13 protein-coding genes are annotated in these 16,639 nt (G+C 58.8%); 6 read left to right on the top strand and 7 right to left on the bottom strand.

The window, feature by feature from the left end:
* Nucleotides 1-217: 217 nt before the first annotated feature.
* Nucleotides 218-388 (top strand): nucleoid-structuring protein H-NS, encoded by a 171-nt coding sequence (locus tag AD662_RS29290; RefSeq protein ID WP_156331361.1) that lies wholly within the window; start codon nt 218-220, stop codon nt 386-388.
* Nucleotides 389-986: 598 nt separating this feature from the next.
* On the opposite strand, the gene AD662_RS11830 is transcribed toward AD662_RS29290, so the two are convergent.
* The 5 genes from AD662_RS11830 to AD662_RS11810 form a co-directional block, all read right to left on the bottom strand.
* On the bottom strand, nt 987-2,729 hold the full coding sequence (locus AD662_RS11830) for an OPT/YSL family transporter (RefSeq protein WP_053187425.1): 1,743 nt from the start codon (nt 2,727-2,729) through the stop codon (nt 987-989).
* 166 nt (nt 2,730-2,895) lie between these two features.
* Complete coding sequence (locus AD662_RS11825; protein ID WP_053187421.1) at nt 2,896-3,303, bottom strand: VOC family protein; 408 nt, start codon at nt 3,301-3,303, stop codon at nt 2,896-2,898.
* A 23-nt stretch (nt 3,304-3,326) separates the two neighbouring features.
* The gene (locus tag AD662_RS11820; RefSeq protein WP_018600350.1) at nt 3,327-3,752 is read right to left on the bottom strand and encodes a YciI family protein; all 426 of its coding nucleotides are present in this window, start codon (nt 3,750-3,752) and stop codon (nt 3,327-3,329) included.
* A gap of 165 nt (nt 3,753-3,917) precedes the next feature.
* Nucleotides 3,918-4,937 (bottom strand): substrate-binding domain-containing protein, encoded by a 1,020-nt coding sequence (locus tag AD662_RS11815; RefSeq protein WP_024618072.1) that lies wholly within the window; start codon nt 4,935-4,937, stop codon nt 3,918-3,920.
* Nucleotides 4,938-5,543: 606 nt separating this feature from the next.
* Nucleotides 5,544-6,656, bottom strand: coding sequence for a GNAT family N-acetyltransferase/peptidase C39 family protein (locus AD662_RS11810; RefSeq protein ID WP_053187418.1), 1,113 nt, complete (start codon nt 6,654-6,656; stop codon nt 5,544-5,546).
* Between the two features lie 92 nt (nt 6,657-6,748).
* Between AD662_RS11810 and AD662_RS11805 the strand changes: the two genes are divergently transcribed.
* On the top strand, nt 6,749-8,335 hold the full coding sequence (locus tag AD662_RS11805; RefSeq protein ID WP_053187414.1) for a RimK family ATP-grasp domain-containing protein: 1,587 nt from the start codon (nt 6,749-6,751) through the stop codon (nt 8,333-8,335).
* A 66-nt stretch (nt 8,336-8,401) separates the two neighbouring features.
* On the top strand, nt 8,402-9,352 hold the full coding sequence (locus AD662_RS11800) for a magnesium transporter CorA family protein (protein ID WP_013692972.1): 951 nt from the start codon (nt 8,402-8,404) through the stop codon (nt 9,350-9,352).
* Between the two features lie 30 nt (nt 9,353-9,382).
* On the opposite strand, the gene AD662_RS11795 is transcribed toward AD662_RS11800, so the two are convergent.
* The gene (locus AD662_RS11795) at nt 9,383-11,284 is read right to left on the bottom strand and encodes a potassium transporter Kup (RefSeq protein ID WP_050585377.1); all 1,902 of its coding nucleotides are present in this window, start codon (nt 11,282-11,284) and stop codon (nt 9,383-9,385) included.
* A 302-nt stretch (nt 11,285-11,586) separates the two neighbouring features.
* Complete coding sequence (locus AD662_RS11790; protein WP_053187412.1) at nt 11,587-13,578, bottom strand: sigma-54 interaction domain-containing protein; 1,992 nt, start codon at nt 13,576-13,578, stop codon at nt 11,587-11,589.
* A 194-nt stretch (nt 13,579-13,772) separates the two neighbouring features.
* Here AD662_RS11790 and AD662_RS11785 point away from each other — a divergent pair, with 194 nt between their 5' ends.
* The 3 genes from AD662_RS11785 to AD662_RS11775 all read left to right on the top strand — a co-directional run bounded on the left by AD662_RS11785 (nt 13,773) and on the right by AD662_RS11775 (nt 16,591).
* Nucleotides 13,773-14,795 (top strand): Gfo/Idh/MocA family oxidoreductase, encoded by a 1,023-nt coding sequence (locus AD662_RS11785; protein WP_053187408.1) that lies wholly within the window; start codon nt 13,773-13,775, stop codon nt 14,793-14,795.
* Complete coding sequence (locus AD662_RS11780) at nt 14,792-15,583, top strand: TIM barrel protein (RefSeq protein WP_053187405.1); 792 nt, start codon at nt 14,792-14,794, stop codon at nt 15,581-15,583. The genes AD662_RS11785 and AD662_RS11780 overlap by 4 nt, the downstream gene beginning before the upstream one ends.
* 81 nt (nt 15,584-15,664) lie before the next feature.
* Nucleotides 15,665-16,591, top strand: a complete 927-nt coding sequence (locus tag AD662_RS11775; protein ID WP_053187401.1) for a sugar ABC transporter substrate-binding protein — start codon at nt 15,665-15,667, stop codon at nt 16,589-16,591.
* Nucleotides 16,592-16,639 lie beyond the last annotated feature (48 nt).

Below are 16,639 nucleotides of genomic sequence, written 5' to 3'. Positions count from 1 at the left end.
AAAAACGGCGTTTCTTTCAGAAATGGGAAGCGCCGTTTTTTTGTTTTTTTAGAAAGCTCGGTGTTTAGTTGCTTTGGTGTGTATATCCGTTTTTTGCGTAACGGCGGCTTAGGGTTCCGCTCTTACAGCGGGTCACTTTCGAAAAGCCCGGAAGCCGGCCCAGTCGAAAGTAACCAAAGCGCTTCTGCCCCACCACTCGGCACCTCGCCTAGGCTCGGTGTGCCCTCACTCCGGCATTGCTCCGTGGGCCCGCCGCGAAGGGCCATCCATGGCCCAGCGCGGCTATCCCGGCATCCATGCCGGGATGCCCACTGCGCAATGCCTGCGTTCGGCCAGCGTGGTTAACGGGGCGCCCGAGATCAACGTCCACCGCGAGGCGGCCTGGTAGCCGACCTGGTTCTTGATGAGACCGTGTTTCTCCTGTGGGAGCGGGCTTGCTCGCGAAGGCGATGTGTCAGTTTTCGGTGATGTTGGATGTGCCGACCTCATCGCGAGCAAGCTCGCTCCCACAGGTTTTGCGGTGTACATGAATTTTGTGTCTGCTGAAGAACCCCTGTGGGAGCGAGCTTGCTCGCGATAGCGGAGGCTCAGACACTTAGATGCTGGCATGTGTCCTGCTCTTGCTCTCGCTCTTGCTTTGGACTTTGATCTCGGCGCCCCGTTAAACCACGCTGGCCGAACGCAGGCATTGCGCAGTGGGCACCTCGGCATGGATGCCGAGGTAGCCGCGCTGGGCCATGGATGGCCCTTCGCGGCGGCCCACGGAGCAATGCCGGAGTGAGGGTATGCCGAGCCTAGGCGAGGCACCGAGTGGTGGGGCAAAAGCGCTTTGGTTACTTTCGACTGGGCCGGCTTCCGGGCTTTTCGAAAGTGACCCGCCGTCAGGGCGGAACCCTAAGTGGCCGTTACCGCAGAAACGGATATACACACCACTCTGAAGCGCGCCCATCGCATTGACGAGACCAACCGTCGATAGTTACTCCATCTCACCCATCCCCAAGCATCTGCCACAACGACGCCCCCACCCCAGTAATGCTCTCCCCGGCAATCAACGCCGCCGCCGCGGTGATGGCGAAGCGTTTCGTAAGGCTCGGCCAGCGACAGCTCACCAGCCATGTCAACAGCGCACCGAGGGCCATCATCAGGGACACCGAGGCCGGCAAGACGAAGGCCAGGCCCAAGGCCGCCGTGCTTGGCAGGTACCGGGCCCGATGCGCCGGCAGCAGGCTGTCGAGGACTCCCAACAACAAGCCGACCAGGCCACCGATGAAAATCGCCCAGCGAATGCTCGCTGACAATGAATCCAGGCCCAGGGTCAGGGTTTGCGCCACGGCCTTCCAGGTGGCGACTGCCGGGGCTGGCCACTCTTCGGTGAGCAGCATGGTTTGCGGGTCCGGGATCAGGGCCAGGTAAGCCAACACCCCGACGATGCTACCGACGAAAATCCCCAGGGTCTGGGCGATCAGCTGCTTGCGCGGCGTAGCGCCGATCGCCCGGCCGACCTTGAAGTCGTTCATCAAGTCGGTGCACTGCCCTGCCGAACCACCGGCAGTGTTGGCGCTCATCAGGTTGATCGGCACCTGCCCCGGGGCGACGATGCCGAAGCTCAACTGGGACAATTGGCCGATGGCCCCGATCGGCGGAATGCCCGTGGCGCCGACCACTCGGGCGGCCACCGCAGCCAGGCAGATCGCCAAGGGAATGGTCAACAAGGCCATCCATGGGTTGATGCCGAACAACAGCACTTGCAGGCTCACCACCAGGATGATCGACAGTACAAAACCGGTGGCAGGCCCAGGCTTGGGTATCGTCCAGATCGCCCCACCGCCCGCCAGGGTGGACCGGTGCAATGCCCACAAGCGAATCGCCAACGAGGCCAGGGTCGAGCAAACCATCAGGCTCACCCCCGGCCAGAGCAACCACTCCACCAGCGCCGCGAACTGCGGGCCGCTGCTGCCGTGCGGCAACTGCACCAAGCCTTGCGCCAGCAGCCACGGCGCCAACCCGCCCCACGCCAGCAAGGCACCGAGCAGCAAAGTCAGGCCCACGCGTATACCGATGATCCCGCCGAATCCCACTAACAACAGCGAAGGGTCAGCGGTAAACGTCAGGCGCTCCAGTTGGGCGCTCGGAGACCAGCGCGGGATGGTCCACATGAAGGTGTCGACCGCCTTGACCAACCCGGACAGCAACGCGGCGCTGAGCAACACCTTCAAGCGCGTCGCGGCTTCGTGGCCGTGGTTATAGATATGCAGCAGGGTTTCCAGGGTCGCCATGCCCTCGGGAAATTTCAGCGCCTTGTCATTGAGCAATGAGGGCCGCAGGTACCAGGCAATCCAAATCCCCAGGAAACTCACCGAAAAGACCCAGGCCACCATGGGAATGGCGTCCAACTGCTGGCCGGTCAGCAGGGTGTAGGCCGGGATGGGCGCGACCAGCCCACCGGAAATGATCGACGCAGCGGCGGAGGCCACGGTCTGGTTGATGTTGCTTTCGTGCAGCGTCCAGGGCAGTCGCCCCACCGACCGACTCGCCAGGCCTTGCCAGATGCCATAACCGATCAGCAAGGCAATGATCGACATATTGAACGACCAACCGATCTTCAACCCGGCGTAGACATTGGAAGGTGTCAGCAGGATACCGAGGACGATTCCCGTGCTGACCGCACGCAGACTGAGCTCGCGTTCGACGGTGGTGGTCAAGGGGAATGTGGACGAGGTTGGATGCATGCGAAGTCCTTGTCGGCACTGGAGGGCAGCCGTCAGATTCAGACTGGCCCCATGTGGGAGCGAGCTTGCTCGCTCCCACAGGACCACTTAAAACGGCACCTCAATAAGTGAACGCAGTACTGGCGCAAGGTTCACCCGAGTCGTCCATCCATGGGCTGCGCTCGACTTATTTTTCCCCCTCGTAATTGACCATCCAGGCAATCCCGAAACGGTCTTCGAACATGGCAAAGCGTTCCGCCCAAAAGGTCTTCTCCAGGGGCATAAACACACTGCCACCCGCACTCAAGCCATTGAACAGCCGCTCGGCCTCCTCCGCGCTGTCGACATTGAGGGACACCGAAACGCCTTGTGGTTTGCTATATGGCTGGCCTGGCGGGCAATCGGAGGCCATCAGGCTGAAAGCGCCGACGGTCAGGCAAGTGTGCATGATCAGATTGGGATCCTTGGGCATCCCGGTCTCCTCGGGGGCCTCGGCAAAAGACATGGAAAACAGCTCGCCGCCCAGTACCTCCTCATACAAAGCGAAGGCTTGCTTGCAGTTACCGTTGAAGGTCAGGTAAGGAATGATTCTCATGGTGGGATCTCCTGTATCCGGCTTCACGATTGGCCGGACATCTGCGCCCGCAAGCGTTCTTCCTGCTCGCGCAATTCGGGGGTAAAGGATTCGCCGAACTCCTCGAACTCGAAGATCTGGCGGATCTCGATTTCACTGTCGCTGACCATCGGGTTCGGGCAGCGCTTGACCCAATCGATGGCCTCCTGCAATGACTGGACCTTGAAGATCCAGAAACCGGCGATCAGCTCCTTGGTTTCAGCAAAGGGCCCGTCGACGACAGTCCGGTTCTTGCCGGAAAACTGCACGCGTACGCCCTCGGCACTGGGATGCAGGCCTTCACCGGCGAGCATCACCCCGGCCTTGACCAGTTCTTCGTTGTAGGCGCCCATAGCGGCCAGCAGTTCTTCGCTGGGCATTTCTCCGGCTTCCGACTCTGGACTGGCCTTGACGATCACCATAAATCGCATGCTTTTTTCTCCTGAGAATGGATGGATCAAGCCGTCCGTGTGGCGGCTCTACGGACTAATCGAATGGCAATGGTCGAAATCGACAGGTCGACGCCATTATTTTTCGATAGACCGTTGGCGGCCTGGGAGACCCAGGCTCCCTGGCCGTGAAGCCACGTCCAGCGCTCAGGGATTCCACTGGAATCGATAGATGTCTCGATAACCATTGCTGGGGTCGTACAGGAGCTTCGTCCCGCCGTCCAAGGTGATATTGGCGGCATTGACCAAGTGAACCGGTGCCACGAAGCCGCTCACCGGCTGGCCTGCCATCAAGCGGTTCAATTCATCGATCACCTGCCAGCCATGCACGTTGAGCGGTTCGGCCACGGTGACGGTCTGGTAGTTTTTTTCCTGGATGCGCAGGAACGCCGAAGCGCTACCGTCCCCGGCCGACAACAGGCTGATGCCATCGCGGGGTATCGCGGCGCTGGCCAAGGTGGCCACCGCGTAGTCGAAATAGATATCGTTGATGGCCAGCGTATGGGTCCAGCGCTTGCCATGGCGCTGGAGCAGTTCCGTGGTGATCGCCGGCATTTTCTCGCGGCTTTCGGAGATCGCGACATCGCGCACCTCCAGCAACGAGCACTCCCGACAGGCCCGAATCACGTTTTCCATGGCCTTGGCTTTCGCCATGGCGATGCTGTACCTGGAGTCGGTCAGGATGACCACGCCGGCTTTTCCGTTCGACTGCGCCACTGCCGCCATGGCCGTGATGCGAGCCACTTCGAGCGGGTCGGTCGTGACGTTCATGGCCATCGGCGTCCCATCAATCGGCCCGGGCCGCTCCCCGGCGTGCCAGCCCACCACTGGCACGCCCTTGTCAGCGAAGACGGCCAGCGCCGCCTTGTTTTCAAGGGCATCGGCACCGCACAGAATGAGGCCATCGGGGTTCGCCGCCAGGGCATCGGCAAAGGCCTTTGCACGCCCATCCGGGGATCCGGCGCCATCGAAGACCCTCAGCGTCCAGCCCATCGCCTTGGCGGCCTCACGAGCGCCCTGGGCGACGCCGACAATGCCTCCATTGCGCATATCTTCTGCGACAATGGCGATGCTCTTGCCGCGCTGGGCGCGCGGGCCGGATTCGGGGCCGCTCCAGGGAACGGCGCCGAGAGTGGCCTTGGCAACCATTTCCTGTGCTTGAGTCACCGTAACCGTGGCGTCCGTCGTTGCCGGTAGATCCTGGCCGTATCCGGGCGTGGCCGTGAAGAGACAGAAAGCCGTCATTGAAATTATCTTGAGCAACCGGGACCTGGCCTTACAGGTTCGATCACCACATGTGATACCGGGTCGGGAGCCGATGGCGCGATCGTAATGTGTCATGGCGTCTCTTTTTTTATGGATACAGAGTTCAGATTCAGTGTCCGCAAGGATAGTCGCTTCTGCCGTCATCAACCTGAAAGGGGAATAGTAAGTTTGTAACATCCTTCCAGCCCCGGTCCTCGCGAGAGATGAGGTGGCACTTGCTCCACTGTCTCAAGATATTCGAAAGCGTGCTCAGGTAGATCGTAGAGCAGACCGAAGCTGCAGCATGACCAGGCTCTTGGAACAGACACATAGCGGAGAATCAACTCCATTCAATGTAGCGGATGCTCCAGGGCTGCGAGTTACAACTACCTGTGCATCGTACCCGCAGGCAGCAGCGTCACGGAGTGAAGCCACTGATAGCCCAGACCGAGTTCAGCCGTGAACAAACCGCCAGGCTGATCGCCCTGATGATCGCGATCAGCCGAGCCACCGGGGTTGGGTATCGCTTCATACCTTGGGCATGGATTGACGAGGGTAAATCGTCACGGAGGCGCGTAGCTTATTGCCGCCGAAAACACACATTTTGTCGAATGCCTTGTGGCTGACGGGAAGATGCTGGCAGTCAAGTGCCTGACGGTGCTGACTATGATCAATGTCTGGATCATGCAGGTAGACGAAGTCCTCGTCGTAATCAGTGACAATGACCCAGTGCGGGGCTTTTGAGCGCGTCAGTCGGTAGCTACTGATCAACACCAGGGGTTGACCGCCCTCCTTCAGTGCCTGAGCCAGGTCCAGTTGGTTGCTGCTCACCTGCTCCACATCACTCTGCGCAAGTTCGCTGCAGAACGCTTCATGTACCAGGCGCATGACTTCTTTTTTATGTTCGTCGCGCACGCCGTCGAGAAATAGCGGACCTGCAATACTCACTTGCAGGCGTACTCGAAACCCTCGACGCCAGGCCGCCAGTGCCAACCCTTGGGGACTGCAACCACCGTGCCCTGAAGTCATGAACACGGTGGTGGCTTCACGCCAGATTTGCAGTTCGTCCCTACGTCCGATTAAACGATTGGGTTGCAATGCCTTCATGGCCATCAAGAGGCAAGCCGGGCCGCAGGTAAACTCAGTGGTCTGTTGGTAGTAAGGTACTTGGAGCTCACGGTTTTCCCGATGCTGCACAACACGCTTTTCCAAGCGCAGTGCATGCAAATGGTCTTCGTAGTAGTCGTTTACCACGGCGAAGCGCCGGTACCCATTGCGCTCATAAAGACTGATGGCAACCGGATTATCCGGTCGGACTTCCAGTCGCAGGTAGGCGCAGTCGTTCGCGCGTGCGCACTCTTCCGCCTGATCCAGTAGCTGTTTCCCCAAGCCCAGGCCACGACTCTGGGTGGCGATGGCGATGGAGTACAGACGCGCCAGCGAGGTGCCGCGGTGGAACAAGACCAGGCAGTAGCCCATCAATTGGCTCTCGGCCTGCGCGACGATCAGGCTGGCATGGGCTCGGCCGATCATCCACTGGAAACTGCGCGGCGTGAGCCGGTCATGGGTAAAGCACTGGTTTTCCAATTCCAGCAGAGACTTCAGATCATCGTGTGTCGCCTTGCGAAATACCAGGTTCATATAGCCGCCGTAAAAGTTGCGTAACGAAACGAGACTTTTAAAAAGTATCGTGCTTAATAGATAAGGACTTGTTCTCCAACGGACCTTCTCATATGTCAGCGGTACAGGGTGATTTGCGTGAAGTATCAGAGCAAAATCGGCTAGCGACAATATCAAACCTTACTTATTTATCGAGCGCACCCAGGCGGCAAAGCCAAGTCGTTATTATTGTTGAGCGAAAAGAAGACTGGGCGTCTTATTTCCCATCAGACGATGTGATGAGTGCCCAGGAATATCTCGAGCAACCCCTTGAAAGCGAGGCTGGCAAGCGTGTTCAGGTTATTAATCTGTGTCGGAGCTACAAGTACCTAGGACACGGGTATTACTGTTCATTGCTGGCAGAAGCACGCGGCCATAAAGTTATTCCGTCTGTGCGGACCATCAGCGAGTTGACCCGAAAGTCACTGTACAGCCTCGCGCTGGATGACTTGGACAAGGCGCTGGACAAAGCACTGAACAACCACCCTTATAGTAATACCGAAGGATTCACGTTCACTCTTTACTTTGGTAAAACCAACCTTGAGCCCTTGCAGGAACTGGCCCGGCAAATTTTCGAAATATTCCCATGCCCGATCCTCCTGGTGGAGTTCCGTAAAAGCAATAGTTGGCATATCGAGGGGATAAAACCTGGTGTCTTGCAAAAGCTACGCGAAGACCAGGAGGATCAATTTGCCAACTCGCTGGACAGTTTCAGCCGCAAGATCTGGCGAGTACCGCGGTCACCCCGCGTGGCCCGTTACGACCTGGCCATATTGCATGACCCGCAGGAATCGCTGCCGCCTTCCAATGCCAAGGCGCTGGAAAGTTTTATCAGGGTGGGCAAAGGCCTGGGCATTGATGTCGATCTGATCGAAAAGAAAGACTATTCACGAATCGCCGAGTATGACGCCCTGCTGATTCGCGAAACCACCAGCGTGGATAACCACACCTATCGCTTCGCCAAGAAGGCGGAAAGCGAAGGCCTGGTGGTGATGGACGATCCCACTTCAATCCTGCGCTGTACCAACAAGGTGTACCTGACTGATCTGCTCAAAAGCCATCAATTGGGTATGCCGGCAACCGAGATTCTCTACAAGGAGCGACCGGAAGACTTCGAGCGAGTCGGTGAACGCCTGGGCTTTCCATTAGTGCTGAAGATTCCCGATGGTTGTTTTTCCCGTGGCGTAATCAAGGTTGAAAGCCAACAGGCGCTGCTGGATGCCACCGCTGAGCTCTTCGAGCACTCGGTATTGCTACTGGCTCAGGAGTTCTTCTACACCGAGTACGACTGGCGCATCGGCGTACTCAACCGCAAACCGATATTCGCCTGCCAGTACTTCATGTCCAAAGGTCACTGGCAAATCTACAACCACAAAGCCAAGGGCCAGGACATTAATGGGGAATGCCGCACCTTGGCGGTTCACGAAGCACCGCGGGCGGTGGTGGAGCTGGCGGTGAAGACCGCAAACCTCATCGGAGATGGTTTGTACGGGGTCGACCTGAAACAGTCGGGGGATAAGGTGGTGGTCATCGAGGTTAACGACAACCCGAACATGGACGCGGGCATCGAAGACGCCTACTTGCAGGACGACCTGTATTCCCTGGTTCTGGAAGAGTTCATTCGCCGTCTTGAGCTGAAACGTCGCGGTCAGGCCTGGTGAATACTTGATCCGCTACACGACCTGCAAGACACTGACTTCCTCTGTCAACAACGCCATAGGTCAGACGTGATCAAGAGTTTTCTGCTCGCCAATGGGGCGCTGGTACCGGTTGAACAGCTCAATGCTGATGTGATGTTGTTCAGTAATCCCGATGCGGCAGAACGAGATCTGTTGCGCAGCGAGTTCAAACTGGACGATCACGCGCTGGCTTCGGCACTGGATCCGGACGAAGTCTCACGCATCGAATTCCATCCGGATAACCTGTTCTTGATCTGGAAGCGCCCGGAAAGTTACTCGGGCGGAGATAGCCTGGCCTTTGAGGTCTCATCGTTCGGCTTGCTCTTCTCTAAAACACGCTTGCTGATAATCGCGACTGACGACTCCCAGTTGAGTGGATTGGGGCAGCGGCACCCCTTGCACACAACGCAAGATGTGCTGCTGGATATACTGTTCAACAACCTCCACCACTACCTGGGCCACCTCAAGGTGATCAAGATGGTGGCTCGCGAGCTGCAGCAGAAATTCAACGCCTCGATGGAGAATCGACATCTGGTCCAGATGTTTAACCTCAGCGAAAGCCTGATCTACTACATCAATGCGATTCACAGCAATGGCGCGGTCCTGACTCGGCTGCGCAACCATGCGGAAAAAGAGCACTTCAGCGTCGAGGCGATTGCGCTTATCGACGATTTGATCATCGAAAACACCCAGTGCAACAAACAGGCGGAAATCTACTCCAGGGTGTTTGCCGGCTTGATCGACGCACGCGGCAATTTGATGAACAACACCATGAACAACCTGTTACGCAAACTGACGCTGATCAATGTGGTTTTCCTGCCTCTCAACCTGATCGCCAGCATTGGTGGCATGTCCGAGTTCAGCATGATGACCTCAGCCGTTCCCTGGTGGGTTGCCTATCCGCTTTTTCTCACGGGAATGGTAGTAGCCGGGGGCCTGATGGTCATCGCGCTCAAGCGTCTGACGCGTGGTTCATCCAGCATGAATGGCCCGCATTGAACGAGCCCCTCTGGATACTCGATGACTCTTTTACATCTCGACCTGTGTGCCCAGCTCTATCACCCGGTTCAACGGCAACTTGAAGTACTTCAGGTTGCTATTGGCGTTCTTCAGCAAAAACGCGAACAGGGTTTCTCGCCAACGGGCCATTCCGATGCGCTTGGTCGGGATCACCGTCTCCCGGCTGAGGAAATAGGTGGTGCGCATCGGACTGAAGTCCAGTTCAGCCAAGTGACAGAGACTCAAGGCCAAGGGGACATCGGGCTCCTCGATAAAGCCAAAGTGCAGACTGACCCGGAAGAACCCTTCTCCATAGGCTTCAACCTCAAACCGTCGGTCAGCACTCACACGAGGGCTGTCTTCGGACACCACTGTGAGCAATACCACTTGCTCATGCAAAACCTGGTTATGCAGCAGGTTGTGCAGCAATGCATGAGGAACAGCATCTGTCCTGGCCGTAAGAAACACCGCCGTACCTTGCACCCGATGGGGAGGCTGCGTACGGATACTGCCGATGAATAGCGGTAGAGGAAGTGCGGTTTCATCCAGCCGCTCAACAATAATCTTTCTGCCCCGCTTCCAGGTCGTCATCAAAATGAACAGGCTGATGCCGGCAATCACCGGGAACGCGCCACCCTGAAAAATTTTGGGTGCATTGGCCGCAAAATACAGACCGTCTACCAGCAAGAATCCGAGCAGCATTGGGACGGCCAGCCAGCGCGGCGTTTTCCACAGGAGCAGGACGACAGCCGAGGACAAGATTGTCGTGATCAACATGGTCCCCGTCACAGCGACGCCATAGGCTGCGGCCAACGCACTGGACGACTCGAAACCAATCACCAACAGCACGACACCCACCATCAACGCCCAGTTAACCGTACCGATATAGATCTGTCCCTGTTCCTGGCTGGAGGTATGCTGGATAAACATGCGAGGGACGTAACCCAACTGGATGGCCTGGCGAGTCAGGGAAAAAGCACCGGAGATCACGGCTTGAGAGGCGATGATGGTGGCCAGTGTGGAGAGCGCGACCATCGGTAACAGTGCCCATTCAGGCGCCAGTAAATAGAACGGGTTGCGCACCGTCTCCGGGTTTCCCAGGATCAGGGCGCCTTGGCCAAAGTAATTGAGCACCAAGCCGGGCAACACGAGAATGAACCAGGCGCGAGCAATGGGCTTGCGGCCAAAGTGGCCCATGTCGGCATACAGTGCTTCAGCACCGGTCAATGCCAACACCACGGCGCCCAGAATGGCCACGCCAATCCCCGGATGCACCACAAAAAACTGCACTGCCCATGCAGGATTGAGCGCCTGCAGAACTTCCGGTCGTTGCAGGATGCCGTAAATGCCGAGCGCACCCAGCACCATGAACCACAGCACCATGACCGGGCCGAACAGGATGCCGATACGCGCCGTGCCATGTTTTTGAATCAGGAACAGCGCTACCAGGATGACCACGGACAGCGGAACGACCCACTGTTCGATTCCATCGAACGCAAGCTGCAGCCCTTCGACCGCCGAGAGCACCGAGATGGCCGGGGTGATCATGCTGTCCCCGTAAAACAGTGCCGCGCCGAAGAGCCCGAGCAATACCAGGACCCTGCTCATTTTGGGAAACGGTGCCGCAGCCCGACGTGCCAATGCGGTCAAGGCCATGATGCCCCCCTCGCCCTGGTTGTTGGCGCGAAGGATGAACAGCACGTACTTGATCGAGACGACCCAGATCAGTGACCAGAAGATCAACGACAGAATACCCAGTACACCGTCCTGGTTGGCCTGGACGCCGTAGTGACCGGCGAACACTTCTTTGAGTGTGTAAAGCGGGCTGGTGCCAATGTCCCCATAAACCACGCCCACCGCGGCGACGAGCAAGCCCACTCCTGATGTTTTGGCATGGGAATCTTCATGGGCGGAAATCGCTGCTTCGCTCAAGGGTTGCGTCTCTCAAATTACGGGGGGAAGTGTATGCCATCCTTGAGCAATACGATTTGCCAGGGCCATTGGAAATGCAAGGCGCTCGGACGATCTGAAAATCGCGGCCAGTATCGTTGTGGGTCAAAACACCTACCGTAAAAAAACCGTAAAATTTTTACATTCCCCGTTGGTCTGTCATCGTCAGGACTGCGCGTTAACGCTTCCCCATCACGGGCAGCTACGCGTTATCGCGCACGCTCTATACCAGCAGCCCAGCTAGGGATCGTGGCAATTATCAGAGCATTTACGACAGCATCCCGCTAGGAACGGAATGCCTCAACCTTGAGTCCAAACCGGCTCATTTTGTTGTACAACCCGCCACGCGACACATTCAGCCGTTGAGCAGCCAGGCGGATGTTTCCGCGCGTGTCTTTGAGGGCGGCGATGATGGCATTCATCTCATGGGTACCAAGATCCGGCGCCATCCGCGGCTCAGGGGCACTTCCCCATGTCGATGAGCGCCCTCGCTGCCTGATATCCAGGGCAAGATCGCTCGGTTCGATCAGCTCGGTCATCGCCAGGTTGGTCGCCCGCTCAATGACATTTTCCAGCTCACGGACATTGCCTGGCCAGTGATAAGCGCCAAGCATATCCAGGGCCGCGGGCGAAAGGTCCTGCATCGACTTGCGCAGCGACCGGGCACATCGCGCGAGAAAATGCCGCGCCAGCAACGGCACATCTTCGCGACGCATCCGCAGTGGCGGCACCGTCAGGTTCAGCACGTTGAGCCGGTAGTAAAGGTCCTCACGAAAGGCGCCCTCGGCCACTGCCTGGCTCAGGTTGCGGTGGGTGGCGGCGATGATGCGCACGTTGACCCGCAGCGATTTTTTCGCCCCCACCCGTGTCACCTCGCCTTCCTGCAGGACACGCAGCAGGCTGACCTGTGCATCGAAGGACATGTCACCGATTTCATCGAGGAAGATCGTCCCGCCATCGGCCAACTCGAACTTGCCTGCCGACCCACCGCGCGCCGACCCGGTGAAAGCGCCTTCGACGTGTCCAAACAGTTCGCTCTGCACCAGGTCACGGGGAATGGCGCCGCAATTGACCGCCACGAAAGGCCCGCCACAACGGTCGCTGCCATTATGGATGGCCTGGGCGAACAACTCCTTGCCAGTGCCGCTCTCACCGAGGATCAGCGTGGTCGAATCACTGCGACTGGCAATCCGCGCCAGGTGCAGTGCATCCTCAATCGCCTGTGAGCGGCCGAGGATGGTTTCGAAGGTGTAGCTGGCCTGGGTGCCAATGATCCGCCGGGTGATTTCCCGGATGCGTCGGTTCTCGCGCAACGACACAATCCGCCCGCCTTGCTCCAGTGGGCAGACCGACACCAGGCAGGCCAGATGGCTGCGGTCGTGCAGCTCAAAGGTGCAGTCCAGGTCGCGCACGCCGTCCCCGCCCGCGAGCAGGACTGCATCGGTCAATTCGCTCTTGCCCAGGCTCTTGAACGGACTGCCGAGCAGGTCATGGCCGACGCGGAACAACTGTCGGGCGTAATGGTTGAGCGCCTTGATGCAGCCCTGCTCATCCAAAACCACCAAGCCCTCGTTGAGCACCTCAAGGACCGTTTGCTGCTCTTCCAGCAAGGCTTGCAGCGCCATCTGCCTCGAGACCGCCTCGGCCGCAGCCTGGACGGTGCCCAGCGTATGGAAATGAAACCAGCCGGGCTCTGCCGTCAAGGTCAACATGCCCAGCGTCCGGCCTTGGGCATCGCGGATCGGCGCAGCGGCGCAATGCATGCGGCGCTGGCGCAGGCCAAGCCCGAAGTTCTCTTCGGCCAGCACATACACCAAACGGTCTTCGACGATTGCCAGCCCGGTGCAATTGGTGCCCTGTACCGACTCCAGCAATCGACTGCCGATGGGTGTGAGGTCCAGGCCACAGAAATACAACGTCGTGCCTTCGGCATCGGTCAGGTTGATATGACCCCTGGGGTTATAGGCGAGCAAACCGCGCATGACTTGCGCCGCAGCGGCGATCAGCACCCGGTTGGCTGCCAGGGTCGCGGTCAGGTCGGCAGGCGCGACAAAACGGTACTCACCGTCTTCCGGATCGAGGCCGGCATCGACGCTGCGCAACCAGGACGCCCAAATCACTCGGCGGATCCCGACAGGCCGATCGATAGCCCCCTGCAAGCACGCTTGCCAGGCCTCATCCAGCGCAGTACCTGGCCCTTCGTTCAACGACGCAGGGCCCAGCGTGGTGAGGTAGTCACGGTCTTCGGCGCTCAACGCTGCAGGTTGCTGATTCATTATTCGGCCACATGTTCATATTTTCGACATGTCAGTATAGACATGTCATTCAAATGAACATCCTTTCCAATTCAAAAGAATTAAATTACTTAAATATCAATAAGTTAATTATTGGCACAGCGCTTGCTCCCTGCCTGGACAGACGAGGACATTCTTACCGCCGAGTCGTAAAAACAATAAAGGGAGTCATGTTCATGAGCACATCCAAAACCCTTCGCCTTGGCCTCATCGGCGCCGGCCGCATGGGCAGTTTTCACGGCCTGACCGCCGCCAGGCACATCCCCGGCGCGTGCCTTGCCGCCATCGCCGACCCTACCCCCGGCCAAGCCGCACGCTTGGCGGCAGAACTGGACGTGCAGAAGGTCTATACCGACCCACAGCAATTGCTGGATGACCCGGACATCGACGCCGTGCTGATCGCCGCCCCGGCACGCAGCCATGCCGAACTGGTGATCAATGCAGCCCGGGCCGGCAAAGGTGTGTTCTGTGAAAAACCGATGGCCATCACCCTGGACGAAGCCGACCGCGCCATCGCCGCCGCGGCCGATGCACGGGTGACGCTGCAAGTCGGCTTCAACCGTCGCTTTGCCAGAAGTTTCCGCACCGCTCACCTGGACGTGGTTGCTGGCCGGATCGGTACCCCACAACTGCTGCGCTCGCTGACCCGCGACCCGGCGCTGAACAACCCGGCCGCATCGCCACAATGGGTGATCTTCCTGGAAACCCTGATCCATGACTTCGATACCCTGCGCTACCTGAATCCAGGCGCCGAGGCGGTTGAGGTTTTTGTGATGGCCGATGCCCTGATCGCACCGGCCTACAAGGACAAAGGGTTTCTCGACACCGCGGTGGTCACGATCCGTTTCGACAATGGCGCCATCGCCACGGCCGAGGCCAACTTCCAGGCCGTGTATGGCTACGATGTCCGCGGCGAAGTGTTCGGCAGCGCTGGCATGCTGACCATGGGCAACGTCAACGACTCTGACTTGCTGCGGTACCTGGCCAATGGGGTCCAGGCCGACACCCAACGCATGGACACCGACTTGCTGCGTGATGCCTATGTGGCCGAGCTCAACCACTTCGTCAGTTGCGTGCGCAGCGGCGAGAAACCTCTGGCCAGCGGTGAAGACGCGCGGGCGGCACTGGCAATTGCCCGCGCCTGTATCGAATCCTTCCAACAGGGCAAAGCGGTGTGTGTGCAAGGAGCGCTTTCATGAGTTTCATACCGTTCAAACTGGCGATCAGCGCCGAGATGGTCTTCCTCGACCTGCCCTTCACCGAGCGGGTCAAACGCATCCACGCGCTGGGCTTCAGCGTCGAGATCTGGAACTGGACGACCAAAGACATCCAGGCCCTTGTAGCGACCGGCGCGGATTTCACCTCCATGACCGGCTACATCTCGGGCAACCTGACCGATCCCGAGGGCATCCAACACCTGCTCGACAGCGCCCAGGAATCCTTGGCCGTCGCGGCTCAGTTGGGCTGCCCCAGCTTGAACCTGCATGGCACCGGCCTGGGTGACCTGGGCTTGCCGGTCAAACCCGTGACCCAGACCACTGGTCGCATGTGGTTGAACGCCTGCAAGACGCTGGAAAAAATCGCCCGCCTGGGCGAAGACGCAGGTCGGGTTTTCCTGCTGGAGAACCTCAACACCGAAGTCGACCACCCGGGCACGCCGTTCGCCCGTGCCGACGATACCCTGGCGCTGATCGAGGCCGTGGGCAGCCCGCACCTGAAGATGAACCTGGACCTCTATCACGCACAAATCGGCGAAGGCAACCTGATCGAGCTGATCCAGCGCGCCGGCAGCGCCATCGGCGAAATCCAGGTCGCCGACGTCCCGGGGCGCATGGAGCCCGGTACCGGTGAAATCCATTATCCCGCCATTGCCAGGGCCTTGTTCGGCATGGGATACAGCGGTGTCGTCGGCCTCGAAGGCTGGGCCAGCGGTGACAGCGAGGTCGCGCTTGAGCGTTTCCGGCAGGCCTTCACGCTTGATGGATAAAGCCCGCGCCGAATTCAACACGTGCGGCAGATTTTCAGCTCTTGATGACGTACAACCCATAACAACAAAAGGAAAACCATCATGCGTCGTTGCACACTGCTTTTCGCCACCCTGCTCTTGTTCTTCAGCCAATGGGCCGCCGCCGACTATCGCATCGGCGTCAGCATCGCCAGGGTCGACGACAACTTCATGACCTACGTGCGTAACGGCCTGGACGAGGCCGCGAAAAAGGAAAACGTGCAGATTCAGTTCGAGGACGCCCAAGGCGATGTGGTGCGCCAACTCAACCAGGTCCAGGGCTTTATCAACCAGCAAGTCGATGCGGTCATTGTCCTGCCGGTGGACACCTCCGCCACGGCCAATATCACCCGCGCCGCGGTCGAAGCGAAGACGCCGCTGGTCTACGTCAACCGTCATCCGGACGAGCGCACCTTGCCCAAAGGCGTCGTTACGGTCGCGTCCAATGACATCGAGGCCGGACAGCTGCAAATGCGCTACCTGGCCGAAAAACTCGGCGGCAAAGGCAACCTCGCGATCATCATGGGCGACCTGGCGCAAAACGCCACCCACGACCGCACCGAAGGCGTCAAACAGGTGCTCAAGGATTATCCGGGGATCAAGATTGTCGAGCAGCAAAGCGCCGAGTGGCAACGCAACAAAGGGATGGACCTGACCAGTAACTGGCTATTGGCGGGCAGCCGTTTCGACGCCATCGTCGCCAACAACGACGAAATGGCCATCGGTGCGGCCATGGCCTTGCAGCAGGCCGGCAAAGCCAAGGGTGAGATCGCGATTGTCGGCATCGACGGCTTGCCTGACGGCCTGGCGGCGATCAAGCGTGGGATGCTGGTCGCCTCGGTGTTCCAGGACCCCAAGGCCCAGGCGGCCAGCGCGGTACAGGCAGCACTCAAGATGATCAAGGGAGAGCCGGTGGAAACGGACGTCTGGGTGCCCTTTCAGTTGATCAAGCCTGAGCAATTGGCGGTGTTTGAACAACATTACAAGTAGCGACACGCTCGTCACTTCGCCGCGGTCCCGGCAAGGGATCAGCGGCGA

Source organism: Pseudomonas kilonensis, from assembly GCF_001269885.1.
In the GTDB taxonomy this organism is placed as follows: Bacteria; Pseudomonadota; Gammaproteobacteria; order Pseudomonadales; family Pseudomonadaceae; genus Aquipseudomonas; species Aquipseudomonas kilonensis.
Note: the sequence above shows the minus strand (reverse complement) of the source record. Positions and strands in the feature narration are given on the sequence as shown.